Source organism: Pseudomonas sp. R25(2017), assembly GCF_002112565.1.
GTDB classification, from domain to species: Bacteria; Pseudomonadota; Gammaproteobacteria; order Pseudomonadales; family Pseudomonadaceae; genus Aquipseudomonas; species Aquipseudomonas ekonensis.
Genome location: NZ_NEHZ01000006.1, coordinates 1 through 26,995, shown reverse-complemented (window position 1 = coordinate 26,995; position 26,995 = coordinate 1). Strand labels below are relative to the sequence as shown.

Below are 26,995 nucleotides of genomic sequence, written 5' to 3'. Positions count from 1 at the left end.
CCCCGGCCTTGCGGGCCGGGGCTCAGGTGTTTCAGGCGTCAGGGCTTATGAGGCCGAACGCACCGCGCCCTGCTCCGCAGGGTTCGGCTGCAGCTTGAACACATAGAACAGCGCCGTCAGCAGCACCAGGAACGCAGGGCCCACGTACAGCGCCACCCGGGTGTCCGGGAAGTACGCCATCAGGCCCACCACCAGCACCAGGAACGCCAGGGCGAACCAGGAGCTGACCGGGTACAGCCACATCTTGTACTTGAGGGCGCCCCGTTCGGCGGCGCTCAGGCCTTTGCGGAACCTGAGCTGGGCCAGCAGGATCATCACCCAGGTCCAGATCGCGCCGAAGGTGGCGATGGAGGTCACCCAGACGAAGACTTTCTCCGGCACCAGGTAGTTGAGCAGCACGCCCAGCAGCAAGGCGAAGATCGACAGCAGCAAGGCGCGGCGCGGCACGCCGTTGCCGGAGGTCTTGGCGAAGCCGGCCGGGGCCTGGCCGTTCTGCGCCAGGCTGTAGAGCATGCGCCCGGTGCTGAAGATGCCGCCGTTGCACGACGACAGCGCCGCAGTGATGACCACGAAGTTGATGATGCCGGCGGCGGTCCTGATGCCCAGACGCTCGAAGGTCATCACGAAGGGACTGCCCTGGGTGCCGATCTCGTTCCACGGGTAGATCGACAGGATCACGAACAGCGCGCCGACGTAGAACAGCAGGATCCGCCAGAACACCGAGCCGATGGCGTCGGGAATGGTCTTCTGCGGGTTCTTCGCTTCGCCTGCGGTCAGGCCGATCATCTCCACGCCCAGGTAGGCGAACATCACCATCTGCAGGGACATCAGCACGCCCTGCACGCCGTTGGGCATGAACCCGCCGTGGCTCCACAGGTTGGAGATGCCCAAGGCCACGCCGTCGTTGCCGAAGCCGAAGGCGATGATGCCGATGCCGCCCAGCACCATGGCGATGATGGTGACGATCTTGATCAGGGCGAACCAGAACTCGAACTCACCGAAGGCCTTCACCGCGATCAGGTTGACCCCGCCCATGCTGACCAGCGCCGCGAGGGCCCAGATCCAGCGCGGCACGTCGGGGAACCAGATGCCCATGTACACCGCCACGGCGGTGATTTCCGCGACGCAAGTCACCAGCCACAGGAACCAGTAGTTCCAGCCGGTGAGAAAGCCCGCCAGCGGGCCGAGGTAATCCTGGGCGTAGCGGCTGAACGAGCCGGCCACCGGGTTGTGCACGGCCATTTCGCCGAGGGCGCGCATGATCACCAGGATCGCCAGGCCGCCGATGATGTAGGACAGCATGATGGCGGGACCGGCCATCTCGATGGCCTTGGCCGAACCGAGAAACAGGCCGACGCCGATGCAGGCGCCGAGCGCCATCAGGCGAATGTGCCGTTCGCCGAGCTCGCGCTTGAGCGGGCCGCCTTGGGCGGTCTCGCCGTGGGGTGAGTGGTTGCCGACTGGCATGGGAGACATCCTCGTCTTGTTATTGGATAGGGCCACCGAGCGGCGAAGCCTTGGCCGATGGGCCGGGGCTTGCCGGTGCCGCGTCTGCCTCGTGGGCAAAGGCGTCCCCCAGGCATCGCCTGCGGGATCGGCGGGGCATGCAGTATAAAAAGCCCGCCACAGAGAGTTTCGCTTTAAAAACCACAGAAAACAGCCACACAACCTGCAGAACCGTCTTTCGACAGAACAGACCACCTGTTGTTTTGCAAAAAATGTCGTGAACGGGACGCCGCGGAGTATCGCACGCCCGGCGCGGGGCGGTCATGCGCACGGCAGAGAAACAATCGCCAACGCCCCATCGCGCGCACAGGCATCCTGATGCGCACAAAGGTAGTAGCCACCTACTTTTTAAATATCAGATTTAAATGTTTCCTCTTTATCCGACGCGTCGACCCCACCAACTTTTGAATTATTTTTCTTGAACACTGGCGTTAGCCTGAAGCCCCTATCCTAATTACGGGCACACGCCATGAGCGAAACAAATAGTTATTCAGGGAAACATCACGAATTGATAAAGTCGCGCATCCCTCCGGTCTTCGCCAATATGGCATTGCACCGCAGCGAAGCACTACGCAACATCCGGCCGCAACGTGCCGCCTGGATGAACCCGGAAGACGCCAGCCTCAAGCGAAACCTGGCCTACAGCAACCGCCAGGCGTGGGAGACGCAAAACGCTGTCGACGCATTATTCTCCTCACTCAGGGATGTGAGGACATTCGCCGAACCCTTGCTGAAGGACAAACTTCTTCAGCAGTACAAGCTTGATGTCGACGTGAGAAACATCCACATAAGACTCTATAAAAAAGTTGAACTTGGTGGATTCAAACCCACGACCATTTCATTACTTGACGCTGCCCTGCACAACTTTCCGCAAAATGAAACATTCGACGCCGCGTCCGATTTCCTGATCTCGACCGATCCGAACAAGGGGCTCTACGACATTTATCCCATCAAGCAATTGATCAGCATCGACCAGTTCAAGCGGTTGTGCCGGGACCTGGACATCGGCGCACGCTACAAGGAGCGTCTGGAGGCGCTGCTGCTCACCACGAACCGCGTCGCCCGCACCTATCTGGAAACCAGCGTCCAGAACAACATGAGGACCGCGTTGAAGGCCGCCGCACGAATGGCCCTGGCGAGCGGAGACATCACGCCTGAAGCCTTCACCCTGATCAATGCGCTGCATTCCGGGCAGACAAACCTGGCGCTCAAAGGCCAGGCGATGCAGCTCTTCGAACTGGGCTTGCTGGAGGCAAGGCTCACCGGCATCCTGCTCATCGCTCCCACGCCCGGCGAGCCGCTGATCTCGGATACGGTCATTGCCTACGTTCCCCACGACCCTCGGCATCCGCTCAAGCAATACCGCAACGCAAACGTCTTCAGGGACGAACTGTTCTGGCAATTGCGGGAGAACCAGACGCTTGCCTCCAGCGGCCAGAGCTACCTTCAGTTCTTCAGTCAGTTCGTCGACCATGGGCAGCGCGGCCAATTCTTTGCCAGGCTGGCGCAGCACCTGGCGCCCGTTACCTTTCACGGTTGGGCTGCGGGCGACCCGCGTCCGGCCTGGCGCGAAAATCCGCCGGATCTGAGGGCGCTGCGTTTCGAGCTGTTTCCCGTCACCCAACCCCTCTGGAGATATCTCTACCGGCGCTTGGCCAACAAGGTTCTCAACGATGCGCGCACGCTCGCCGTCCCGACCGCCGACGTCGACCGTCTGCAACGTCAGGCATGGTGGGACAGAATCGAGAAAATCGCCCTGGAGATCCTCAACGTCGCCGTGATGGTCGTCGCTCCCTTCGTGCCGGGCCTGGGCGAGTTGATGCTGGCCTACACCGCCTATCAACTGGCCAATGAAACCCTCGAGGGCGTGGTCGACCTGGCCGAAGGTGTCTGGCGCGAGGGCACGGAGCACATTGTCGGTGTGGTCAGCGACATCGTTCAGCTGGGCGCGATGGGGGCCGGCATCCCGATCGCCCGGGAGTTCAAGCTCAAACTGTCACCGACAATCGAATCCATGCATGCGGTGACCTTGCCCAACGGGGAGACACGCCTGTGGTACCCGGACATCGCGCCCTACGAACACAGTCTGGCGTTGCCCGACACCCTGACGCCCGACGCCCAAGGCCTGTACCGGCATGAGGGGGACAATGTACTGCGCCTCGTAAACCGTCACCTGAAAGTGCACAAGGATCCGGCCAGCGGGCAGTACCGCATCCGCCACCCCAATCGCGCCGACGCCTACGAGCCCAGGCTGGAGCACAACGGCCGTGGCGCCTGGCGGTACGAAAGCGAAAACCCCTACGAGTGGGACAGCGCCACGCTCATGCGCCGGCTCGGCCACAGCACCGACGGGCTCAGTGCCGAGCAGCTGGAACACGTACGCCGGATCAGTGCCACGGATGTCGAGACGCTGCAACGCATGCACGCCGATAACGCTCCGCCCCCGCTCCTCCTGGACGATACCCTCAAGCGTTTCAAGGCGTTCGAGGATGTCGGTCTGGCGAAACGGCGGATTCGCACAGGCGCGGCGCTTGACCCGAGAGATACGTGGTTCCCCCAGATAGTCACCGAATTACCGGGATGGCCGCCCGAATGCGCCTTGAAGGTGTTTCACGGATCCGACTTCAACGGTGGCCACTACCGCTACGGCAATCCCAAGGCCAGTCCGCACTCCACCTTGTCCGTCAGCCAGACGCAGGTGCTGAACGGCGATCTGCCGGTGGCCGTGGTCGGGTTCCTCGATGACTCGCAGATGAAACGCCTGCTCGGACCGGACGTGCCGGTGAGCGAACGTTTGCCGGCGCTGCGCAATCGTTTGGCGGACATGCTGGATTCGCGCGCCGAGTCGATTGCGGACCACACCTACGGCAGTCGCGAGCAAAGCCAGGATCCGCACGCTCGCCGCCTGCAGGGGCTGCACCCTGAACTGTCTGCAGCCATTGCCGAGCGGCTGATCGGGGAAGCACCGCCCGCTGCCCTGGAGGCGCTGGCCAGTCGACGCCGCCTGCCACACGACTTCAAGGTCAAGGCCCGTGAATGCGCGTTCGAGATCCGCCTCGCCCGAGCGTATGAAGGGTTCTACAAGAGTCGTCCGCTGACCGCCGACACCGAGCGCCTGGCCCTGGAGACGGTGATGGATCGCAAGGCGCTCAAGGATGTGCGTATCGAGATCCGTGACGACAATCTCGACAACACCTTGCGCAGCAGCGTCGGCCCCCAAGACGCCTCCCACCGCCGTGTGCTGCTGCGCCGCCAGCGGGGCGACTACGCTGTCCTCGATGGTGGCCGCAACCCGCTGTTCGACGCCCAGACCGTATACGAAGCGATCCTGCAGGCCTTGCCCGAAAAATCGGGATTCAATCTGAAGCCGGGGGACGGCCCGATCCTTCGCCAGTGGCTGACGGACAAGAATCTCTCGCCCGAGGTGCGCCGAAAGGCGATGCTGACGGCGCCTTTGCGCCCGGTGGCCGCCGAAGAAACCCACTGGATGCTGCGTGCCACCTGGAACTGGATCGTCTCCTTCTTCCACCGTCCCGGCCGAACATTCACGGTGCTGGAGAAACGCGTGCAACGCCTGTATCCGCGGCTGAGAGAGACAGAGCGCGATACATTCATAAGGTCCCTGCCCGTCGGCACCGACCCCATCGAAGTGGTGGAAAAACTGGAGATCCAGTTGCGCGAGATTGATACGGCGCTGGATAACTGGGGCGTACGGATGTCCAGCCCCCTGCCTGACGAGCCGTCGATCCCGCCCCGCAACGCCCACCACATCATCCAAAGGATGAAAGCCTGTTTCAGGCGTGAGTCCAACGTGTTCGGTGTACGCAACATCCGCTTCGACGACGGATACATCCTGGATCTGTCGAAGGAACTGCTTGGCTTTGAGCTGGAATCCTGGTGGAAAAAATTGCTTGAGATGGACATCAAGACATACCTGGATCAGATCACTGTGGTGAACCTGGACAACATGAGACTCTCCGCGCGCGCCACGGGGATGCTGAAGGACTTCCCCCGACTGCGCCGGCTCAGCGCCCGCAACTGTGACCTGACCGAGGTGCCTGAAGCGGTCTACTCGATGAAGGGGTTGGAAACCCTGCGCCTGAACGATAACCGGATTGTCCTGACGGACGCCTCCGTGGAGGGCCTCAGACAGCTGACCGCACTGCAGACCCTGCAACTGGACAGTAACCCGTTGACCCTACCGCCCGATGTCTGCGACATGCCCGATCTCAGGGTGCTGTCACTGCGCAGGACCAACCTCACGGACTGGCCGGTCGGGTTGTTGAACAGACCCCGCCCTCGTGGCCTTAATGTCGATTTGACCGGCAGTCCGATCCAGACCGTACCGAAGGTACTGAACGTCACGCGTGACTCACCCGAAGCGTGGATCGTGGCCCGCACACGGATCTCCCAGTGGAAACTGCCGGAAGATGAACGTAAACGGCTGTTCGACTACCGCGAAAAAGTAGGCAGACCTAAAGAAGTCAACGTTGAGCAGCCCACCGAAAACGACATTGAAAAGTGGCCGCTGGAGACCGACTCGCTACTGTTCAAACCCGATCCGGGGCTGGGTGAGCAGCGCAAGGAAGCTTGGCAAAGCCTGAAGGCCGAAGAGAAAAGCAAAGGCTTTTTCAAGGTCATCAACCGGCTGACCCGATCCGCCGACTACACCGCCGCAGATGAAGAGCTACGCAAGCAGCTCGCCCGCCGGGTCTGGAATGTGATCGAGGCAATGGATCTGAATACGCAGTTGCGTGAGGACGTATTCGCAACGATAGAGAACCCGGAAACCTGCGTCGACGCCGTCACCGAGGAGTTCAACAAGATAGGGGTACTGGTGCTCGCGTCACAGGCCTATGACTACTCGACGTCCCATGAGGAACTGGAACGCCGTCTCCTGGCCTTGGCCAAGGGGGCCGCACGTCTGGAAAGCGTGAACACCATCGCCCGGGAAGAAGTCCGCAAACGCCCAAGCCGAGCGGAAGAGGTTGAAATCTATCTCGCCTACCAGATCGGTCTTAGCGCACGTCTGGGATTGCCCTGGCAATCCGAGCGCATGCTGTACCGGCAGATCGGTGGGGTCAGCCACGACATGCTCGACGCGGCTTACAGGACCGTCCTTTCGCTGGAGGCGGGCGACGGCCTGGTCAACGGGATGCTCGAACTCGAATTCTGGGAAAATTTTCTCAAGGCACAATACGGTGACACTCTTGATCAAGACGTCGCCCAATACACCCGAAAACTGGCAGAGCTTGATGATCAGTACGAACGCAAAGAACTGACGGAGAACGAGTACGAGGCAAAATCCAAGGACATCAGGTACGAGAAACAGCAATCACGTCGCAACAAGACGAAAGCGCTGCTCGAAAAGCACAACCTGCTCGGAAACGACAGCGCGCCCACACGCTGATCCCCGACGCCGCTGCTTCCGGTCACCCCCGACCGGGCGGCAGCGGCCACCGCTCGTTCCATCACAAAATTTTCACCTGTTCCAACCACCGTCTAAGCTTCAGACAAGTCCGATCAATCTGCGTGAATGGATCAATCGACTATGGGCGCTTTGCTGCAGACCGATTCGAGTGAAAACGTGATTCCGACTGACCGTGTGGATCAAGCGCCTGTCCCTGAAAAACCGCCCCGCAGCCGTACCCGGCATGGCTGGAAGGCGTTCTGGCTGCTGGTGCTGATCATTGCCGTGGTGGTGGGCCTGGCGGCGACCAAGGAAATCCGCACCTCGCGCTTTCAGTCCCGCGAGGTCAGCCAGTACGCGCAATCCTTGACCTATACGCTGGAACAGGGCCCCAGCGAGGCGATCCGCTATCCCGGCAACGGGCCGTTCGACCTGCGCCTGGGCTACAGCGCCCTCGACGAATTTCTGCCGCGCCTGCTCAAGCGTTCCTACGTGATCACCGAGCAGACCCGTTTTTCACCGGCCCTGCTCGGCTACACCGACAAGGGCCTGTTCGTGCCCTATTCCGAAAAGATCCAGGCGGGGCTGTCGATCACCGACTGCCGCGCCGCACCGCTGTACCAGTACAACTATCCACAACAGTTGTACGCCAGCTTCGACTCGATTCCACCGGTGGTGGTCAACAGCCTGCTGTTCATCGAGAACCGCTTCCTGCTCGACCCCAAACAACCGCTGGCCAACCCGGCGGTGGATTGGCCGCGCTTCGGCATGGCCGCGTGGTCGCAGGTGGCCAAGATGCTCCACCTGCCCGGCCAGTCCGCCGGCGGCAGCACACTGGCCACGCAACTGGAGAAATACCGCCATTCGCCGGACGGCCTGACGGTGTCGGGCGCCGAGAAGATCCGCCAGATGATCTCCGCCAGCGTGCGGGCCTATCAGGCAGGGCCTGAAACCCTGGCGGCGCGGCAGAACATCGTGCGCGACTACCTCAACAGCGTGCCCCTGTCGGCGGTGCCCGGCCACGGCGAAGTGCACGGCATGGCCGAGGGGTTGCGGGTGTGGTACGGCAGCGACTTCGCCGAGGCCAACGAACAGCTCAACAGCCCCGCCGCCGACGCCAAGACCATGGCCGCCAAAGGCCTGGCCCTGCGCGAGATGCTCTCGCTGATGATCGCCCAGCGCCGTCCGTCCCATTACCTGACCAAGGGCCGCGAAGAACTCGCCGACCTCACCGACAGCCACCTGCGCCTGCTGCGCCAGAACGGCGTGATCGACGCCCCGCTGGCCGAAGCCGCGCTGGCCAGCAAGGTGAGCTACCGCGACTGGCAGACCCAGCCGACCATCCAGCCGATCGAGACCAACAAAGGCATCAGCGTCGCCCGCAGCCGTCTGGCCACGATGCTCAACCGGCCGCTGTACGATCTCGACCGCCTCGACCTGTCGGCCACCAGCACCCTGCAGGGCGATCTGCAGACCCAGGCCACCGAGTACCTGAAGAAACTCGCCGACCCCGAGTTCGCCAAACAGATCGGCCTGATCGGCGAGCGCCTGCTCACGCCCACCAGCACCACCCAGGTGCGCTACAGCTTCACCCTGTTCGAGCTGACCCCGGACGGCTCGCGCGTGCGGGTGCAGACCGACAGCACCGACCAGCCTTTCGACATCAACGAAGGCAGCAAACTGGAACTGGGCTCCACGGCCAAGATGCGCGTGCTGACCACCTACCTGCAGATCATCGCCGAGCTGCACGACAAGTACGCCGGCCTGAGCGTGCCGGAGCTGAAGAAGGTCGACGTGCCCGACCAGGACCGCCTGAGCCGCTGGGCGGTCGATTACCTGATCGAGAACAAGGACCGCGACCTCTCGAAAATGCTCGGTGCCGCCCTCGACCGCAAGTACTCGGCCAGCCCCGGCGAGGCGTTCTTCACCGGCGGCGGCCTGCACGTGTTCCACAACTTCCGCAAGGAAGACAACGGCCGCATGCCGACCCTGCGCGATGCCCTGCGCGAATCCATCAACCTGCCGTTCATCCGCCTGATGCGCGACCTGGTGCGCTACACCACCTATTCCGGCCCCAACAACAGCGCCGAGCTGCTCAAGGACGACCGCGACCCCCGGCGCCAGGAATACCTGGCCTCCTTCGCCGACCGCGAAGGCACCTCGTTCCTGCTCAAGTTCTGGAAGAAATACCGCAACAAGGACACCCAGGCGCGCCTCGACACCTTCCTCGACAGCATGCGCCCGACCCCGATCCGCATGGCCGCCGTGCACCGCTACCTGCTGCCCAATGCCAGCCAGGAAGACTTCAACACCTTCGTGCGCTCGCACCTCAAGGGCGCCAAGCTCACCGAGAAACTCACCGACGAACGCCTGGAACGGCTCTACCTGGCCTACGGCCCCGGCACCTACGACCTGCCGGACCAGGGCTTCATCGCCAAGGTGCACCCGCTGGACCTGTGGATGATGGGCTACCTGCTCAACCACCCGGACGCCGACTTCAAGCAGATCGTCAAGGCCAGCCAGTTCGAGCGCCAGGAGGTCTACAGCTGGCTGTTCAAGAGCAAGCACAAGGGGGCCCGCGACAGCCGCATCCGCACCATGCTGGAGATCGAGGCGTTCCTGGAGATCCACCAGCGCTGGCAGAAGGTCGGCTACCCGTTCGACCACCTGGTGCCGTCCCTAGCCACCGCCATCGGCAGCTCCGGCGACCGTCCGGCGGCGCTGGCCGAACTGATCGGCACCATCCTCAACGACGGCGTGCGCATGCCGACCCTGCGCATCGACAGCCTGCACTTCGCCGCCGACACGCCTTACGAAACACGGCTGGTGAGTGACCCGCACGTGGGCAAACGGGTCATGCCGTCCGAGGTTGCCACCGCCATGCGCGAAGCGCTTTCCCAAGTGGTGGATTCAGGCACCGCCAAACGGGTCTCCGGCAGTTTCAAACTGGCCGACGGCAGCCCGCTGACCATGGGCGGCAAGACCGGCACCGGCGACAACCGTATCGAGGCCATCGGCTCCGGCGGGCGCATCCTCAGTTCCAAGTCGCTCAACCGCACTGCCACGTTCGTGTTCTATATAGGCAGCAACCATTTCGGCACCCTGACCGCGTTCGTGCCTGGGCGCTCGGCAGAGAGCTTCACCTTCACCTCGGCCCTCCCGGTGCAGGTACTCAAGGGCATGGCGCCGATCCTCACGCCATACCTGCAACCGGGTACCCACACCCAATGTCAGCCGCCCGCAACACCGACCGTGGCCGTGACGGGAGACCGCTAGACCTCCGAGTCCCAGATCACCGTGACGTTGCCGACGTAGCGGTTGGCCTGACCGGGTTGCAGCATGTCCTCGACGTAGCTGCGCGGCACTTCGAAATGCAGGGTGCCCATGGTGCGATCCAGGAACCGCCCCGGCTGGAAGACCGGAGCATCGGGGTTTGCCGACAGCGGCTGGCGGCGCACCGGCCGGCCGTCGCTGTCCGTGATGCTGTCGGGCAGGCTGACGCTCAGGAACACTTGGGCGGGCGCACCGCCGCCGTTCTGGCTGCGCAGTCCGCACGACTGCAGCCCGCCGTGCTGGCATTCGAAAAACATCTTGAACCGCGACGAGGAGGTGATGGTGAAGGCCTGGTCGCGGAACAGCCGCTCCGGCTTGCGACCCTGGTGCAACCAAGCGCTCCAGCCGCCCTGCGGCACCAGCGCGACCTTGTTGCCGCCCGGTGGAATATCGACCTTCAGAACATGCTGCACATCCAGCACGAAGCGAAAGGTGACCTGCGAGCTGTCGGGCAGCAGGTTGTCGCCGGTGTCGAAATCCATGCCGGGCCCCACGCCGTAGGTCAGTTCACCTGTGTAGAGGCCCGCCGACATTTTCAACGGGTCGGGCATTTGCAACTCATAAGCCACGTCGAGGTAGCTGTAGGTCATCCACGGGATCGTGAAGGCTGTCTGTTTGGCGCAAGTGCCGATGACAGGCGTGAACCAGAAGAAACGGTAATTGTCGTCGCCAGCGACCGCCGCGGCTGCGGGCAGGCACGGTGGAGGCGCCGAGCCCCAACTGCGACCTCCCCACAAGGTATCGTGGGCCCGGTTGGGAATCCCCCCATGATCGCCGGTCAAGTTGGCGGCTGTGTCGCTCAGCACATATTCAGAGCCGAGTCCGCCGATGCGCATGCCCACGGTGGCCGTCTCGCCAGTGAACACATGCCTGACTTCCAGGCTGCGCCACTGTGCCGGGAAATTAAACATGGCGCCGTCGCGCAAGGTGTGGCCCGGCTCCATCGCCTGCACCGAACTGAAACGCACAGGAATCCGCACCCCTGACATCGGCTTGCAATCATTGGCAACGATGGCGCAGTAACCGCTCTGCGGTGTCTGGTTGACGAACCTGTTGGTCTGCGGATCAGCCGGATCGGGAATGTACACGGCACGGATTTCCTGAGTCAGCCCGTAAGCCGCCGTCGACAGCAGCCAGCCGCACAGGCCGGCCTGCCATCTCGCCTTGTTCAATGGTGAAGTCATGATTCAGCTCCCTGCTGAGTAAACGGTTCCCTGCCCATTGGCGGTCACCCCCGAGGTTCACACCTCCGAATCCAGAATAATGGTGACGCTGCCCTGATGCGTTCCGCCGGTGTAAAGCAATTGGTCGATAGCCATGGCATCCTTGATGAAAAAACGCAGGACACCTTGTCGCCGGTCGATGTAGCGGGCAGGTTCGAAGGGCCCCAACCAAGTGTTATGCATCAATGTGCCCGACCACCCGTCGGTGTTGCCTGGGCCGACGATGCCTCCCGGAACCGTCAAGCCCACCTGAAACTCGGTAGCGCCCCCTTGGCCGTTGCCCATGCTGCAGGGGCCACCGCTGGACCAGTGGCAGACCAGCATCACCTTGAAGGGTGACGAGGCAGACAGGAAAAACTTCTGCTCGCGGAAAACCTCCACCGGTTTTTTGCCCGACTCCAGCCAGCGCTGCCACCCTCCCGCCGGCTCCATCACGATCTTGTTGCCGCCCGGCGGCAGCTCGACCTTGAGGGTGTGCTGCACGTCCAGCACGAAGTCGAGGGTCAGCGTGGTGTCGACCGGATGCATCGTCGAACCCATCTGGAAATCGCCCGCAGGCCCCAGGGTGTAGGTCAGGGAGCCGGTGTACTGCCCCGACGACATGCCCAGAGGATTGGGCGTACGCAGTTCATAAGCGAAATCGAGGTTATCGAACGCCATCGCCGGAATCCGGTAGGCGGCCACCTTCGTGCAGGCGCTTTCGACAGGGACTTTCCAGAAGAACCGGTAGGTCTCGGGCGAATAGTACGCGACACCGCTGTAGGTGCACGGCGAGGGAGCGTAGACCCAACTGCTGGACCAGAGTTTCTCGTGCCCCTCAAGCGGATCGGTCACACCCACCAGGCTGGCGGCCGACTGGTACAGCCTGTAGGTCGAGCCAATGCCGATGATGCGCACCTCCACAGTTTCGCTGTCGCCCGTGATGGCGTTGGTCACCGTCAACCGCCGCCAATTGGCCGGTGCCTGTATCCCGACGCCCTCACCCGGCACGATCGCGCGCCCGACATGGAAGCGGGTGGGTATCTCAATGCTGAACATACCGTTGTTCGCACATTCGACCGGGTTAATCACACAGTAGCCACTGTTCGGCGTCTGGTTGACGAACAGGTTTTTACCCGGCTGTGACGGATCAGGCCGAAACAGCGCCCGGATCTCCAGATTGAGCGCCTGGGCCGGCGACAGGAACAACACCGCCAGCAGTCCCAGCCAGCAACTCGATCGTTTCATGGGTCAGCCTGCCTCCTGCTCGGTAGCAGTCATATCGGCCGGGGTCTGCGGCGCATGGATCATAGGGGGCAACCCGCAAGCCACCTCCGGTGGCGGTCCGTCGCATGGACCGGCCTGCCGGTTCGCCTTGTTCAAGGGTGAAGTCATGGTTCAGCTCCTGGTGAGCAAATGGTTTCGTGCGTCCCGGTGGTCAACCCGCCGGCGCCGCTATGTTGAAAATGATGTTGACGCTGCCGTGGTAGTCGCCCGGCTTGTAGCCGTCGGCATTCATCCTGGGGACGATTTCAAGCAGCACGCGCTTGCCCGCCACCGCTTCCTCGCGGGACACCACTTGGCGGGGAACCGGGTTGTTGCTCAACTCCGTACCGTTGAAGGTGACGTGCAGGCTGATGTCATCCCGGGCGTCCTGTCCGCCGGACAAGACGGGAAAACTCTCCAGCCGCGCTTCGATGGCGCTGCTGTCGGTCTTGACATCGAACTGTTTGCGCAAGCCGCCCAGCGTCGATGTGGCCGGACGCCATGGCAGGTGCTGCGCAAGGTGGATCCAGTCCGACTCGCTGGGGATCACGTAGAACTCCAGGGCCGGAATGTCGATGGACACTTCGAAGAGGCGTTTCTCCTGCGCCGCGAATGCCGCGCAGGCCAGCAATGCCGAAACGCCTACGGACACGGCAACGGTCACTTGCTTGATCATGTCAATTCCCTCGCATCGATACGCACGCCGTCTCCCCGACGGCACCCACGGCCGGTCGGCCCTGCTCAGCCTGCCGGTGCATTGGCGTTGAACAGCAGCAGCACATTGCCGCTGTACTCGCCAGGCTTGTAGCCGCCGGCCGGCATGATCGGGTCGATCTCCAACGGCACCCGCTTGCCCGCCGCCGCTTCGTCCTTGGTCAGCACCTGGCGAAAGCCCGGATCGGCGCTCAGCTCGACGCTGTTGAAGCGCACGCGCAGGCCGATCTCCTCGCCCGCCCTGCCCGTCGACAGGTACGGCACGCTTTCCAGGCGCGCCTCGATCGCGCTGGTGTCGTGCCGGACATCAAAGTTCTTGCTCAAGCCACCCAGCGTCGAGTCCGGGTAGTTCCATTGCAGGATCTGCTGGCGATGGATCCAGTCGGGCTCCGCCGGCAGGATGTAGAACCCACGGGTAGGGACGGTCACCGACACGTCGATGTCGAGCGTTTCCCGAGCCGCCCAAGCGTGGGTGGCGAACGCTCCGGCGATAGCCGCCAGGAGGGCGAAAGCGCAGGGTTTGTTCATGTTGCTCCCTGTTGCGTCATGCGCCGAGGTCATCGGCTGACAACCTTCATGTCTTGCCGGCGCTCGCCCTCGACCAGTTTGAAGCGGTACTCGCGCCCCTTTTCCTTGTCGAAGCTGAAAGTACGCCCGGCCATCACATGGTGTTTGACGGTGGCGCCGCAATCGGCCTCGTCGCTCAGCGAGCAGCTCTTGAACTCATCGACCACCACTACCGTGTTGCCGTTGTTGCGCACTTCATAGCGGGTGTCCGTATCGTTGAGCACCGTGTCATACCGTGTGCTGGCCGGTCGCACGAAAAACACCGTACCGAACCCGGTCATCACGTTGACGCCCGCCGACAGGCTCTTCTTGTAGTCTTCGCGCTCCTCGCTGGAGACCACGAAATCATCTTCCTTCTCCGGCACCACCGGCACGAAGCGCACCCGGAAATAGCGCTCACGGTCACGCTCGCCCATGTACAGCAAACGGGTGCCCTGCATGCCCTCCGCCGGGATGATCAGCCGCGCCGGGCTGGCCATCAGCCCGTTGCGCAGGCTGCCGCCGGAGGCGGCCTCGACCGGGATTTCCCTGGGCGTGCCGTCGCTGTCGTAGACGATCTCCAGCACATTGACCTTGACGAACGCGGTGCTGTCGCCACTGTTGAACACACGCTTGAGGTAGGTGCTCTGGGCGCCGTCCAGATAGTCGTACACCGTGCCGACATTGATCTGCGGGCCGGCGCTTGCCGTTGCGCAGAATCCGCCGAACACCCACAGCAAACACAGACGTTTCATCGTCTTCGATCCTTTGAGAATGAGAGGGAAGAACCCGGATTCACACTTCCGAATCCAGAATGATGGTGACGCCGCCCTGGAACGTGCCGCCGTAACCGATCAGTGCCGGAATGGCCTGGGGAACGACGAAAAAACGCAGGGCTGCAGGCTTCCGGTCGATGTAGCGGGCAGGCTCGAAGGGGCCTGTCCATTGATTGTGCACCAGCGGACCGCTCCACCGGTCGCCGCCGCCCGGGCCGCCAATGCCTGCCGGCAGCGTGAGCGAGACCTGAAAACTGGAATAGGCGCCGTCGCGGTTCGAGAACAGGCACGGCCCCTGGAAAACAGGCTGGATGTCGCAGACCAGCATGACCTTGAACCGCGACGAGGCGGACAGGAAAAACGCTTGGTCGCGGTAGATCTCGGTCGGACGCTGCCCGGACTCCAGCCAGCGCTGCCATCCTCCCACCGGCTCCATCACGACCTTGTTGCCGCCCGGCGGCAATTCGGCCTTGAGGGTGTGCTGCACGTCCAGCACGAAGTCCAGGGCCAACGTATCGTCGTCCGGAACCAGCGCCCCCATTTCGAAACCGTCGCCTGCGGCTGAAGGCCCCATTCTGTAGGCCAGCGAACCGGTGTATTCGCCGGACGACATGCCAAGCGGGTTCGGCGTGCGCAGTTCGTAGGCGATATCGAGCATACTGAAATACATGTGCGGGATCGGGTAAGCCGGCTGCTTGATGCACGCCTCCTGAACCGGAGTCCGCCAAAAAAACCGATAGGTGGTGGGCGTATAGGCGCCCACGCCAGTGACAACGCACGGCGCCGGCGCATTGACCCAGGTGCCGCTCCACAGTTTCCAGTGCCCCAGAATCGGCGTGCCGCTTTCCCCCACCAGACTCTCGGCCGACTCGCTCAGGACATACGTCGATCCGACACCGCTGATGCGTATCTCAACGGTTTCGGTTTGCCCCGTGTCCCGATGGGTGACCGTCAAACGCCGCCAGTCGGCGGGCACCTTCACCCCCACGGTTTCACCGACAGGAAGCGGCCGGGCGGAATCGAAACGAACCGGCATCTGAATACTGAATATGCCGTCACGCTTGCAAATGTCCGGGTAGGTGGCGCAGTACCCGCTGTTCGGCGTCTGGTTGACGAACTCATTCTTGTTCGGCTGCGACGAGTCGGGCTGAAACCTTGCCCTGATTTCGTGGTTGGCCGCCTGCGCCGACGACGTCCACAGCACCGCCATCAGGCACAGCCTCTCCCTCAATCGTCTCATGGGTCAGCCCGCTTTCTGCTCGGTGGAGGAAAGATCGGCCAGGGTGTCCGGCGTGCAGCGCAGATCCCCGATCATCAGCACGTTGTTCTCGCTGCGATGATCCTTCTCGTTCAGCCGGAACTGGCACAGCAAATTGTTCTCCCGCCGCACCTCAAGGGTCGGCGACCCGGCGTTCATCTCCATCGAGAAAAACCCGTCGACTTCCGTGACGCCGCGGCTGGCGTGGTTGATCACGTGATGGCCCTTGAGCGGCCGGCCTTGCCCGTCCACCAAGCGACCGAGCACGGTCAGGGTCTTCATCACCCGGACCTGGCGGTAATCCACACCCCCCTTGTTCAAGTGGTAACGGGTGCGCGCCGGGGCGATGGTGGCGGCCGGCACGTGGTGGCCCTCGAAATCGAAGCTCACGGAACTGTTGCGGTACGCGGTCAACGGGATGAAATTGCGCCCCGGCTTCAGCGCCGCGCCGCCTCCGCTGAGGTCATCGGCGCGCAGGACGATGCCTTCGATGTCCGATTCCACATCGACGATCATCCCGGCCCCGCGCATTTCGTATTCACTGGTCATCATCAGTGTCTGTCCGCCCACCACCAGCGTGCTGTCGAGGTTGAGGCCGCCGGTGAAGTTGTCGTTGTACGAGGAGCGCTGGATGAAACCGTCGCCGTTGACGGTGTCGGTGCGAAAATTGGCCAGGCTCGTCAGGCCCAGGCCATAGGTGTCGCTCAGCGCCGTCACCGAAACGTTCTGCAGGACGTGATCCTTGAAGTCTTTGCGCCAGCCGAACGAAGCGTTGTTGTCCCGCCCGCCGTCACGGGCGGTGCGCGAACCGAGGCTGCCGGTCAACTGCTGGCCCGGTGCGCCGATCGCAAGGTTCAGGCTCAGGTCCACGCCCCGGTTGCGATCCTGGCCGCTGCTGTAGCTGCCCGGCCGGTCGAACAGCGACAGGCGCCAGTTGGCGTCGTTGCCGAACAGCACCGCACGCCGGCTCCAGCCCAGATCCAGCCCCATGCCCTCGACGTTGCCTTCGCTGTGCGACACCCGTGCGTTCAGCGAATTGCGCTGGTCGAGCCGGTGGTTGACCGCCAGCGACGAGTTGCTGGTCTGGCCGACGAACACGTTGCGTTGGCGCACCCGCGTGCCGTCGGGCAAGATTTCGTACAGGTCGGTGGTGTCCAGCCAACTGCGGGTGTGGCTGAAGATCACACTGCCGGCCCCGTAGTTGAACAGGCTCTGCAGATCCAGGCCGGTGCCGTGGTCCTGGGTCCGGTAGGCGTTGGCGTACAGGCTGATGCGGTCGGCCAGCGTCCAGTCGATGGACGTGCCGTACTGCAGCTTCTCGCGGATCTGGCGTGCCGACAGCCCGAGAATCACGCGCGGGTGCGCCAGGTAGTTGACCGATGCGCCTGCCGTGACGTCGCCGCTGGCCTGCCGATCCCAGTTGCTCAGCAGTTTGCTTTCCTCGCCGGCGAACAGGTTGTAGCGCCAGCGCTCGTCGAGGTTGCGCCAGTTGCTCGGCTTGTAGACCAGTTCCTGGGTGCTGGAGGTGATCTGGCCGTCTTCGACCAGGCGCACTTCCACTTCATAGATACCGCCGGGCAAAGGCCGGGTGTCGAGGGTCTGCAGGCCGGCAGGCACCGATTGGGTGTTGATCAGCAAGCCGTCGCGGTAGATCTCCACCGATCCCTGACGGTTGGCCGTGACGTAGATCGGGTAGACGCTGGGCATCGCACTGTTGATGGCCAGACTGTCGGAGCTGCCGTACATCACACCGACCGCCGTGTCGGGGCTGGTGCCGAACGTACGGGGCTGGCGGGTCAGGCCTTCGGAGTTTGGGGTGAAATAGCCCAGGCGAAAGAAACTGCCTTGCAGTTCGCGCTGGGTGTAAAGCTCATGCACGGCGTGGTACAGCTTGTCGTCCGGGCCGCCCATGCGGGCCATCTGCATGTTGAACGTCTGGCTCCAGTTGCCCAGGCTGCCGCTGGCCTCCAGGCCCAGACGACCGCCCGTGTCCTGGCCCTGGCCGCCGTTGAGGTTGAGCTGGTTGCGCAACATCAGGCCGCTGCTGCCTTCCTCGGGCTGATCGTGGTAGCGCTTGGCTTCGAGATCGCGCTCGGCGTCGCGGGTCAGGATCGAGACCAGCGAGCTTTGCAGGTTGTAGTGCACCGCCAGCACCTGATCCGGACAAGACCCGGTGCAATCCCCCAGCGACACGCCGCCCTTGAGGTAGGCCGCCCACTTCTCCCGCTCGGCGGGGCCGTAGCGGTTCTCGCTGGTGTCGGTGAATTCAAGGAGCGTGATGCGGTCGTCGCGCGACAGCACCACCAGCGCCTCGCCCAGGGGTTGCTGATCGAGTTCGACCCTGACCGCCAGCGGCACATCAAAAAAATGCTGCTCGAAATCCGCCGGCAAACCCTTGGCTTGCGCCAGCAGACCGCGAGGTGTCGTACCCAAGGAAACGGGGGCTGCCGCCGCGCTACCGCAAAACAACAACGCAAGTGCAACCGCGATGGGTGTCATCGGGAACATGAACGCTTACTCTGATTTCGAACGGGTTGGAGTCCGGCGGGACAAACCGGTCGGTTCGTCCCGCCGAAAACGTTACTGAGCCGTCAGCGCAGATCGCCCGATCAAGGCGTGATCACAGGAGGGACAGCGTCAAACGTCATGGCGACGACACCGGTGTAATCGCCCGGCTGGAAGTTGTTGCCTTTGGCACTGATTTTCAGCGGCGCGCGGTAGTTGACATCGGATTCGGACTCACCGACCACCATTTGCGGGGTCTGGTTGAGCTCTTTATTGTTGAACTCAACTTTAAGGTCGATGACTTCGTTTCCGTAGATCAGTTGCGGAACACTTTCAAGGCTCGCATGAACCGAACCGTTGTTATTGCGTACGTCGAAGAAACCATTGACTTCGCGCATCTTGCCAGTGCTCGGCTGATAGCTCATGTCCTGATCCTTGTTGACCAAGTCGAAGTCGGTCGGAACCACATAGAAACCGTTGGTGGGAACATGGGCGACCAGACTGATCGAATGACGGGCCTCACCCGCGGCGAACGCCATGGAGGAACCCAGCGCGAGAACGGCCAGTGGAGCGGCGATTGCGAATTTCTTGAACATCATTTCAGTACCTGTCTCTATAAGGTTTTCGGTTCATTGAAAGTTGCAAAAGAACAAAAACCGTCACGAGCAGTTTTATGTTCCGCAGAACTTCCAACGCCGAACAATGTTCAAGCAATTCATCTTTGAAGTAAGCAGGCAAGTTCCCACAGTGGCGTAGCCCGTGTGCCACGGAAGCAGAAAGAAAAATACTGGAAAATTCAGAAAAACACTGAGCAACTGTAAGAGCCAGACTACACGAAGCCACTTCACAAATTAAAACCTGCGCAAACGCCTCAGGAACTTCTGTCAGACGGATACGACACTTTCAATAAATAAAGGCGAAAACGGATGTTTTAGAGAGTTAACACTAATCTCGGTTTTTTTGCCTCCGCATCCGGCTTTTTATAGAGAGACGAAAGCGCCATTTCAAACGACATTTTCGCCACCCCTCCTTGATCGACAGCCACGCCTTCGGTCGGTCGCGCTTGCAGAACCTCAAAGATATATCTTAAGTTGTATCTAAACACGACGAGAGAAAGCCCAATGAGAGACCATCATTCCCCCCACCGCGAACACGGCAACGGCCACGACGGCTTCGAAAGGCGACCCGGCCGCGAACGCGGCGGCCGCGGCCCGCGGGTGTTCGCCCCCGGCGACCTGAAACTGCTGCTGCTGGCGCTGATCGCCGACCAGCCCTGCCACGGCTATGACCTGATCCGACAGATCGAAGGCATGTTCGACGGGGCTTACAGCCCCAGCCCTGGCGTGATCTATCCGACCCTGACCTTCCTGGAGGAAAGCGAACTGATCCTGGGCGACGCCGAAGGCGGGAAAAAACGCTACAGCGTGACCGACGCCGGCCGTCAGTCCCTGAGCGATCAGGCCGTCGCCCTTGAAGGCGTGCGGGTGCGCATCGATGTCAGCAAACGCTCGCTGCGCGGCCATGACCGCCCGGCGCAGATCCACGAAGCGGTGCACAACCTGCGCCATGCCCTGCAAATGCACCACGGACGCTGGAGCCCGGAAGAGATCCACCGCGTCGCCGCCCTGCTCAACGACACCGCCAAGGCCATCGTCGACGGCCCGGCCGTTCAACCCGTCCAGGAGAAAACCGAATGACTGAAGTGACCGCGCCCGCCATCCACCGGGTCATGCACGAAATCAAACGCCGCCACCTGCAAGTGCTGCGGGTGGTCGACCTGACCCCGCGCATGCGCCGCATCACCCTCGGTGGCCCGGAACTGGCCGGGTTCGTCAGCCTCGGCACCGACGACCATGTCAAGCTGCTGTTCCCGCAGAACGCCGAACAGGCGGCCGCGCTGGAGACCCTGGTGCTCGGCGCCGGCAAGGACGGCCCGATGCCGGAAATGCGCGACTACACCCCGCGCCGCTACGACCTCGACTCGCTGGAACTGGACATCGACTTCGTCCTGCACGGCGACGGCCCCGCCTCGACCTGGGCCGAGCAGGCCAAGCCCGGCCAGTTCCTGCACATCGGCGGCCCGCGCGGCTCGATGATCGTGCCGGACATCTTCGACAGCTACCTGTTGATCGGCGACGAAACCGCCCTGCCCGCCATCGCCCGGCGCCTGGAAGGCCTGGCCGCCAACCGCAAGGCCCTGGTGGTGGTCGAGGTGGAGAACGGCAAGGAACAGCAGACGCTGGAAAGCCCGGCGCAGGTCAACGTGATCTGGGTGCTGCGCGAAGGCGGCAAGGACAACCTGCTGGCCACCGTGCGTCAGTTGCAGGTGCCCAAGGACAATCTGTACGCCTGGGTCGCGACGGAAACCAAAGTCTCACGGCAGATCCGCCGGGTGCTTCTCGACGATCACGGGCTGGACGAGCAGTTCGTCAAGGCCGTCGGGTACTGGCGCGCCGAAGGCTCCGAAGCGGAGTGACGCCCAACGGCTGGCGATGGCGGTCTGCCTGACACATCGATGCCGGATGTGCCGTCGTCATCGCCAGCAGGCTGGCTCCCGCAGGGAGCTCGGTTGGACGCAGCATTTGCGGTCACCGCAGAACAAATGTGGGAGCCAGCCTGCTGGCGATGGCGTCAGTCCAGGCCCCGCAAGCCCCGCCCCTTCCAGCGGTCGATCCCGATCACCGCCAACGCGATCAGCACAAACCCCGCCAGAATCTCCCCGGCATTGATGAACACCTGTGGATAACCCAGCGTCGCCACATCGATGAACGGATACGCATACGCCCCCAGCAGATGCCCGCGCCACAGCGCATAGGCGAAGTACCCCAGCGGGTAGATCAGCCACAGCGGCAGGTGCTTCAGACGCAGCGTCCCCTTGGGCACGCAAAACCACCAGTACGCCAGAAACACCAAAGGCATGACGTCATGCAACAGTTCATCGGCGATGAACTGCCAACCCTGCGGATGCCACAGGTGACGCAGCAGAAGGCTGTAGGCGAGCCCCACCACCGCGATGCTCACCGCCACCGCACCGCACACGGACGGTTGCAGGAACCAGCGCCGGGCGGCGGACTCGCGGCGGGTCACCGCGCAGGTCAGCACCGTCGCCGCCAGGGTGTTGGTGAGGATCGTGAAGTAACTGAAGTAGCTCACCATACCGCCCAGCAGGCTGGCGCCGACGCTCCAGCGCGCGAACAGGATCAGGTACAGCTGAATGCCCAGGCCGCCCCAGCCGAGCACGGCCGCCAGGGTGACCCACCGTCGCCGCAGCACGGCGTCCATGTCAGAGCGGGCGCTTGGTGCGCATCAGCTTCACGTACAGGCGCTCGACCTTTTCCCGGGCCCACGGGGTCTTGCGCAGGAAGGTCAGGCTCGACTTGATGCTCGGATCGCTCTTGAAGCAGCGGATGTCGATGCGCTCGGCCAGCCCCGACCATTCGTAATGGGCCACCAGCGCGGTGAGGATCTGTTCGAGGGTCACGCCGTGCAGCGGATCGGGGTTGTGTTCGTTCATGCCGGGCCTTTGGGCGAAGTGAAGACGCAGAAGCCGCGCACCTTAGCCGAGGGCTCGGGCTGGGGGAAGCGCGGCTTCCTTAAATGTAGGTGATGCGCCACCGGCCGGGCGCCCTTAGCGGACTGTTACCGAATCCGAAATGATCCATGTCAGCAAAAGCGCTTTGTGTTTTTGTAACAGGACATTATCCTGCCGCCCGGCCGCTGAATCGCTTCACTGCCTGCGACATATCGTAGCGGCCCCTCCAATCCCCAAAAACGATCAAGAAAGACCTCTTCATGCCTGATTTTCCGCCCCTCAGAGACAGCGCTGTCTCAACCCTCCGCCTGCTCGGCGGCTGCACCGCCCTGGGCCTTGCCACCTGCGCCCAGGCCGCTCCGGCCTTCGACAGTGACTCGCCGTGGATGCTCGGCGACTGGAACGGCACCCGCAGCGAACTCGCGCAGAAGGGCTACGACTTCAAGCTCGACTACACCGGGGAGATGGGCAGCAACCTGCACGGCGGCTACGACCACGACCGCACTGCGCGCTACAGCGACCAGTTCGCCCTCGGCACCCACCTGGACCTACAAAAGATCCTCGGCTGGGACGACGCGGAATTTCAGCTGACGATCACCAAGCGCAGCGGCAACAACATCAGCAACGACCGCATCAACGACCCGCGCGTGGGCGGCTTCACCTCGGCCCAGGAAGTCTGGGGCCGGGGCCAGACCACCCGCCTGACGCAGATGTGGTATCAGCAGAAGTTCTTCGACCGCAAGCTCGACATCAAGGTCGGCCGCTTCGGCGAGGGCGAAGACTTCAACAGCTTCCCCTGCGACTTCCAGAACCTGGCGTTCTGCGGCTCCCAGGTCGGCAACTGGGTGGGCGGCATCTGGTACAACTGGCCGGTCAGCCAGTGGGCGCTGCGGGTCAAGTATCACCTGACGCCGGAGCTGTACGCCCAGGTGGGTGCCTATGAGCAGAACCCGTCGAACCTGGACCGCGGCAACGGCTTCAAGCTCAGCGGCAGCGGCACCCAGGGCGCCGTGCTGCCGGTGGAACTGGTGTGGACGCCGAAGCTGGCGGGCCTGCCGGGCGAATACCGCGCCGGCTACTACTACAGCAGCGCCAACGCCACCGACGCCTACAAGGACCGCAACGGCCAGCCGGCGGCCCTGAGCGGCGAGGCCTACCGCAGCGCCTCCAGCAAGCACGGCGTGTGGTTCGGCGCGCAGCAGCAGGTCACCAGCGTCGCCAGCGACAACAGCCGTGGCCTGAGCCTGTTCGCCAACGCCACGATGCACGACAAGAAAACCAACGCCATCGACAACTACGTGCAGGCCGGCCTGGTCTACAAAGGCTTGTTCGACGCCCGCGCCAAGGACGACATCGGCTTCGCCCTGGCCCGCGTGCACGTCAACCCGGCCTACCGCAAGAACGCCGAGGCCAGCAACCAGGCCCGCGCCGTCTACGACTACGACGACCCGTCGTTCCTGCCGCCCCAGGACACCGAATACAGCGCCGAACTCTATTACGGCGTGCACCTGGCGAACTGGCTGACCGTGCGCCCGAACCTGCAGTACATCCGCCACCCCGGTGGCGTGGACAAGGTCGACGACGCGCTGATCGGCGGGATCAAGATCCAGTCGTCATTCTGAGGAACACGCAAAGAACCTGTGGAAGCCGTCCTCGCTGACGCCATCGCCAGCAGGCCGGTCCCTGCAGGAACAGGCATCACCCCGACAGATTTATCTGAACCATGCCCGCGCCGGATCGTCATCTACAGTGACTACAGCGCGGGTCTCTTGAAACGTCACGGAGAATCACACTATGAGCACTGAAGGTGCCTCGAGTCGAAGCCGTCTGCTGCCGAGCCTGCTCGGCATTCTGCTTCTGTTGATGGGCCTGGCCATGCTGGCCGGGGGGATCAAGCTGAGCCTGCTCGGCGGTTCGCTGTACTACCTGCTGGCGGGCCTCGGCATCGCGGTCACCGGCATCCTGCTGCTGCGCGCCCGCCGCGCGGCGCTGGGCCTGTACGCCGTGGTGCTGCTGGCCAGCACCGCGTGGGCCCTGTGGGAAGTCGGCCTGGACTGGTGGCAACTGGTGCCGCGCCTGGCGCTGTGGTTCGCCCTCGGCGTGGTCATGCTGCTGCCGTGGTTCCGCCGTCCGCTGCTGCTGGATGGCCCTGCTCCGCTGGGCACCGGCGCCCTGAGCGTGGCCGTCGTCCTGGCCGGCGCCAGCGCCGTGGCCAGCCAGTTCACCCACCCGGGCGAAACCCTGGGCGAACTGGGCCGCGACACCGCCGACATGACCAGCACCGCGCCGCAGATGCCTGAAGGCGACTGGCAGGCCTACGGCCGCAGCGAGTTCGGCGACCGCTATTCGCCGCTCAAGCAGATCACCCCGGCCAATGTCGGCAAGCTGCAGGAAGCCTGGCGCATCCGCACCGGCGACCTGCCGACCGCCGACGATCCGGTGGAACTGACCAACGAAAACACCCCGCTCAAGGCCAACGGCATGCTCTATGCCTGCACCGCCCACAGCAAGGTGCTGGCGCTGGATCCGGACACCGGCAAGGAAATCTGGCGTTTCGACCCGCAGATCAAGAGCCCGGTGGGCTTCAAGGGCTTCGCCCACATGACTTGCCGCGGCGTGTCGTACTACGACGAAGCCGCCTACGCCAAGGCTGAAGGCGCAGCGTCCGCCGTCATCTCCGAGGCCGGCAAGGCCGTTGCCCAGGCCTGCCCGCGCCGCCTGTACCTGCCGACCGCCGACGCCCGCCTGATCGCCCTCAACGCCGACACCGGCAAGGTCTGCGAAGGCTTCGGCAAAAACGGCGTGGTCGACCTGACCCAGGGCATCGGCCCGTTCACCCCGGGCGGCTACTACGCCACCTCGCCGGCCGCGATCTCTCGCGATCTGGTGATCATGGGCGGTCACGTCACCGACAACGAATCGACCAACGAGCCGTCCGGCGTGATCCGCGCCTACGACGTGCGCGACGGCCACCTGGTGTGGAACTGGGACAGCAACAACCCGGACGCCACCGAACCGCTGGCGCCGGGCCAGACCTACAGCCGCAACTCGGCCAACATGTGGTCGCTGGCCAGCGTCGACGAGAAGCTCGGCATGGTCTACCTGCCGCTGGGCAACCAGACCCCTGACCAGTGGGGCGCCGACCGCACCCCGGGCGCCGAGAAGTTCAGCGCCGGCGTCGTCGCGCTGGACCTGGCCACCGGCAAGGTGCGCTGGAACTACCAGTTCACCCACCACGACCTGTGGGACATGGACGTCGGCAGCCAGCCGACCCTGCTGGACATGAAAACCGCCGACGGCGTGAAACCTGCGCTGATCGCCCCGACCAAGCAAGGCAGCCTGTACGTCCTCGACCGCCGCGACGGCACGCCGATCATCCCGATCCGCGAAATCCCGGTGCCGCAGGGCGCCGTGAAGGGTGACCGCACCGCGCCGACCCAGGCCCGTTCGGACCTGAACCTGCTGGCCCCGGAACTCACCGAAAAAGCCATGTGGGGCGCCAGCCCGTTCGACCAGATGCTGTGCCGCATCCAGTTCAAGGAACTGCGCTACGAAGGCCAGTACACCCCGCCGTCCGAGCAAGGCAGCCTGGTGTATCCGGGCAACGTGGGCGTGTTCAACTGGGGCGGCGTCTCGGTGGATCCGGTCCGCCAGATGCTGTTCACCAGCCCGAACTACATGGCCTTCGTCTCGAAGATGGTGCCGCGCGCCCAAGTCGCCGCCGGCAGCAAGCGCGAAAGCGAGACCGCCGGCGTGCAGCCGAACACCGGCGCACCGTACGCCGTGATCATGCACCCGTTCATGTCGCCGTTCGGCGTACCGTGCCAGGCCCCGGCCTGGGGCTACGTGGCCGGCATCGACCTGACCACCGGCAAAGTCGTGTGGAAACGCAAGAACGGCACCAGCCGCGACAGCTCGCCGCTGCCGATCGGCCTGACCCTGGGCGTGCCGAGCATGGGCGGCTCGATCGTCACCGCCGGCGGCGTCGGCTTCCTCAGCGGCACCCTGGACCAGTACCTGCGCGCCTATGACGTCAACACCGGCAAGGAACTGTGGAAATCCCGCCTGCCGGCCGGCGGCCAAGCCACCCCGATGACCTACACCGGCAAGGACGGCAAGCAATACGTCCTGCTGGTGGTCGGCGGCCACGGCTCGCTGGGCACCAAGATGGGTGACTATGTGATTGCCTACAAACTGTCCGAATAAGCGTCAGCGGCAATAAGGAAAAGGCGATGCCCGGTGTGGGCATCGCCTTTTTTGTTGGCGGCGGAACACTGCAAGCCTTTTGGGAGTGGGTGTGCCAGGTAGGGATTGGTCGGCTGCCAGGCCGTCATCGCCAGCAGGCTGGCTCCCACAGAAGATTGAGGTGGTCTGGGAGGGATTGGTCGGCTGGTAGGCCGTCATCGCTGGCAAGTCGAGTCGTCGCACCGCAGCTCCCACAGGGAATTGTGTCGGGCAGTCAGAAACAGGTCGGCTGTCAGTCCGCCATCGCGCGCCTCTCAAAAGGCCGAGTGTCAGCTCGCCTCGCTTTTGATCTTGATCTGCCGGCCCCTTCGGAAGGCTGAGCGGAGGGGTTCATCCGGGGGTGGGCGCGCAGCGCCGTTTGGCGCAGCCAAACACATCGCAAGGAGGTGCAGCGAAGCAAACCGTAGCCGATGCCCCCGGATGAATCCCGGAGCGAAAGAACCCCCGAGCCTCAGCGAGGGGCCGTACGCCGGGGCCAGACCTTTTGGTTACTTTGGGCTGGGCCGGCATTCCGGCGTCTGCCAAAAGTGACCCGCCGTAAGGGCGGAACCGCCAGCCGCCACACCCGAAGCAACGGATATACACACCAAACACCCCCAACCTGGTCGGCCCAAAGGCCGCCAAGGCCAACCCAACCCCAAACCCTGTCAAAACCCTGAACACACACCCAGAAACACCTCCCCCCATTGAAACCACCCACCC

Annotated in this window: 17 protein-coding genes; 6 read left to right on the top strand and 11 right to left on the bottom strand. The window is 63.3% G+C overall.

The features are described from left to right. Positions 1-45: 45 nt before the first annotated feature. Entirely contained in the window at positions 46-1,467 is a 1,422-nt protein-coding gene (locus tag CAG31_RS09235; protein WP_085580145.1) for an amino acid permease, read from the bottom strand. A gap of 508 nt (positions 1,468-1,975) precedes the next feature. Here CAG31_RS09235 and CAG31_RS09230 point away from each other — a divergent pair. Continuing rightward, the gene (locus tag CAG31_RS09230; protein ID WP_085580143.1) at positions 1,976-6,916 is read left to right on the top strand and encodes an NEL-type E3 ubiquitin ligase domain-containing protein; all 4,941 of its coding nucleotides are present in this window, start codon (positions 1,976-1,978) and stop codon (positions 6,914-6,916) included. 141 nt (positions 6,917-7,057) lie between these two features. Continuing rightward, on the top strand, positions 7,058-10,192 hold the full coding sequence (locus tag CAG31_RS09225; RefSeq protein ID WP_085580141.1) for a transglycosylase domain-containing protein: 3,135 nt from the start codon (positions 7,058-7,060) through the stop codon (positions 10,190-10,192). On the opposite strand, the gene CAG31_RS09220 is transcribed toward CAG31_RS09225, so the two are convergent. The 8 genes from CAG31_RS09220 to CAG31_RS09185 form a co-directional block, all read right to left on the bottom strand. After that, the gene (locus CAG31_RS09220; RefSeq protein ID WP_085580139.1) at positions 10,189-11,433 is read right to left on the bottom strand and encodes a hypothetical protein; all 1,245 of its coding nucleotides are present in this window, start codon (positions 11,431-11,433) and stop codon (positions 10,189-10,191) included. The genes CAG31_RS09225 and CAG31_RS09220 overlap by 4 nt on opposite strands. 57 nt (positions 11,434-11,490) lie before the next feature. After that, positions 11,491-12,699 (bottom strand): hypothetical protein, encoded by a 1,209-nt coding sequence (locus CAG31_RS09215; RefSeq protein ID WP_085580137.1) that lies wholly within the window; start codon positions 12,697-12,699, stop codon positions 11,491-11,493. A gap of 190 nt (positions 12,700-12,889) precedes the next feature. After that, the gene (locus CAG31_RS09210; RefSeq protein ID WP_085580135.1) at positions 12,890-13,393 is read right to left on the bottom strand and encodes a CS1 type fimbrial major subunit; all 504 of its coding nucleotides are present in this window, start codon (positions 13,391-13,393) and stop codon (positions 12,890-12,892) included. Positions 13,394-13,458: 65 nt separating this feature from the next. Next, the gene (locus tag CAG31_RS09205; protein WP_085580132.1) at positions 13,459-13,959 is read right to left on the bottom strand and encodes a CS1 type fimbrial major subunit; all 501 of its coding nucleotides are present in this window, start codon (positions 13,957-13,959) and stop codon (positions 13,459-13,461) included. 29 nt (positions 13,960-13,988) lie between these two features. After that, positions 13,989-14,732, bottom strand: a complete 744-nt coding sequence (locus CAG31_RS09200; protein WP_085580130.1) for a pilus assembly protein — start codon at positions 14,730-14,732, stop codon at positions 13,989-13,991. A gap of 40 nt (positions 14,733-14,772) precedes the next feature. Beyond that, a complete protein-coding gene (locus CAG31_RS09195) occupies positions 14,773-15,963 on the bottom strand; it encodes a hypothetical protein (RefSeq protein ID WP_256575517.1) in 1,191 nt (396 codons plus the stop codon). Positions 15,964-15,996: 33 nt separating this feature from the next. After that, positions 15,997-18,519, bottom strand: a complete 2,523-nt coding sequence (locus tag CAG31_RS09190; protein ID WP_085580126.1) for a TcfC E-set like domain-containing protein — start codon at positions 18,517-18,519, stop codon at positions 15,997-15,999. Between the two features lie 101 nt (positions 18,520-18,620). Further along, positions 18,621-19,112, bottom strand: a complete 492-nt coding sequence (locus tag CAG31_RS09185; protein WP_085580638.1) for a CS1 type fimbrial major subunit — start codon at positions 19,110-19,112, stop codon at positions 18,621-18,623. A 525-nt stretch (positions 19,113-19,637) separates the two neighbouring features. Between CAG31_RS09185 and CAG31_RS09180 the strand changes: the two genes are divergently transcribed. Then, the gene (locus CAG31_RS09180) at positions 19,638-20,213 is read left to right on the top strand and encodes a PadR family transcriptional regulator (RefSeq protein WP_085580124.1); all 576 of its coding nucleotides are present in this window, start codon (positions 19,638-19,640) and stop codon (positions 20,211-20,213) included. Beyond that, positions 20,210-20,992: a siderophore-interacting protein gene (locus CAG31_RS09175; RefSeq protein ID WP_085580122.1), complete on the top strand. Its 783-nt coding sequence runs from the start codon at positions 20,210-20,212 to the stop codon at positions 20,990-20,992. The genes CAG31_RS09180 and CAG31_RS09175 overlap by 4 nt, the downstream gene beginning before the upstream one ends. Positions 20,993-21,147: 155 nt before the next feature. Here CAG31_RS09175 and CAG31_RS09170 read toward each other — a convergent pair whose 3' ends face one another. Both CAG31_RS09170 and CAG31_RS09165 read right to left on the bottom strand, forming a co-directional pair. Then, entirely contained in the window at positions 21,148-21,798 is a 651-nt protein-coding gene (locus CAG31_RS09170) for a Pr6Pr family membrane protein (protein ID WP_085580120.1), read from the bottom strand. Position 21,799: 1 nt separating this feature from the next. Beyond that, on the bottom strand, positions 21,800-22,030 hold the full coding sequence (locus CAG31_RS09165; protein ID WP_085580118.1) for a VF530 family DNA-binding protein: 231 nt from the start codon (positions 22,028-22,030) through the stop codon (positions 21,800-21,802). Between the two features lie 278 nt (positions 22,031-22,308). Here CAG31_RS09165 and CAG31_RS09160 point away from each other — a divergent pair, with 278 nt between their 5' ends. Next, the gene (locus CAG31_RS09160; protein WP_085580116.1) at positions 22,309-23,670 is read left to right on the top strand and encodes a carbohydrate porin; all 1,362 of its coding nucleotides are present in this window, start codon (positions 22,309-22,311) and stop codon (positions 23,668-23,670) included. Positions 23,671-23,842: 172 nt separating this feature from the next. Then, positions 23,843-26,254: a glucose/quinate/shikimate family membrane-bound PQQ-dependent dehydrogenase gene (locus CAG31_RS09155; protein WP_085580114.1), complete on the top strand. Its 2,412-nt coding sequence runs from the start codon at positions 23,843-23,845 to the stop codon at positions 26,252-26,254. Positions 26,255-26,995 lie beyond the last annotated feature (741 nt).

Coding starts and splice junctions, on each gene's coding strand:
- CAG31_RS09235 (WP_085580145.1), bottom strand. CDS start 1,467: ATGCCAGTCGGCAACCACTCACCCCACGGCGAGACCGCCCAAGGCGGC.
- CAG31_RS09230 (WP_085580143.1), top strand. CDS start 1,976: ATGAGCGAAACAAATAGTTATTCAGGGAAACATCACGAATTGATAAAG.
- CAG31_RS09225 (WP_085580141.1), top strand. CDS start 7,058: ATGGGCGCTTTGCTGCAGACCGATTCGAGTGAAAACGTGATTCCGACT.
- CAG31_RS09220 (WP_085580139.1), bottom strand. CDS start 11,433: ATGACTTCACCATTGAACAAGGCGAGATGGCAGGCCGGCCTGTGCGGC.
- CAG31_RS09215 (WP_085580137.1), bottom strand. CDS start 12,699: ATGAAACGATCGAGTTGCTGGCTGGGACTGCTGGCGGTGTTGTTCCTG.
- CAG31_RS09210 (WP_085580135.1), bottom strand. CDS start 13,393: ATGATCAAGCAAGTGACCGTTGCCGTGTCCGTAGGCGTTTCGGCATTG.
- CAG31_RS09205 (WP_085580132.1), bottom strand. CDS start 13,959: ATGAACAAACCCTGCGCTTTCGCCCTCCTGGCGGCTATCGCCGGAGCG.
- CAG31_RS09200 (WP_085580130.1), bottom strand. CDS start 14,732: ATGAAACGTCTGTGTTTGCTGTGGGTGTTCGGCGGATTCTGCGCAACG.
- CAG31_RS09195 (WP_256575517.1), bottom strand. CDS start 15,963: ATGGCGGTGCTGTGGACGTCGTCGGCGCAGGCGGCCAACCACGAAATC.
- CAG31_RS09190 (WP_085580126.1), bottom strand. CDS start 18,519: ATGTTCCCGATGACACCCATCGCGGTTGCACTTGCGTTGTTGTTTTGC.
- CAG31_RS09185 (WP_085580638.1), bottom strand. CDS start 19,112: ATGTTCAAGAAATTCGCAATCGCCGCTCCACTGGCCGTTCTCGCGCTG.
- CAG31_RS09180 (WP_085580124.1), top strand. CDS start 19,638: ATGAGAGACCATCATTCCCCCCACCGCGAACACGGCAACGGCCACGAC.
- CAG31_RS09175 (WP_085580122.1), top strand. CDS start 20,210: ATGACTGAAGTGACCGCGCCCGCCATCCACCGGGTCATGCACGAAATC.
- CAG31_RS09170 (WP_085580120.1), bottom strand. CDS start 21,798: ATGGACGCCGTGCTGCGGCGACGGTGGGTCACCCTGGCGGCCGTGCTC.
- CAG31_RS09165 (WP_085580118.1), bottom strand. CDS start 22,030: ATGAACGAACACAACCCCGATCCGCTGCACGGCGTGACCCTCGAACAG.
- CAG31_RS09160 (WP_085580116.1), top strand. CDS start 22,309: ATGCCTGATTTTCCGCCCCTCAGAGACAGCGCTGTCTCAACCCTCCGC.
- CAG31_RS09155 (WP_085580114.1), top strand. CDS start 23,843: ATGAGCACTGAAGGTGCCTCGAGTCGAAGCCGTCTGCTGCCGAGCCTG.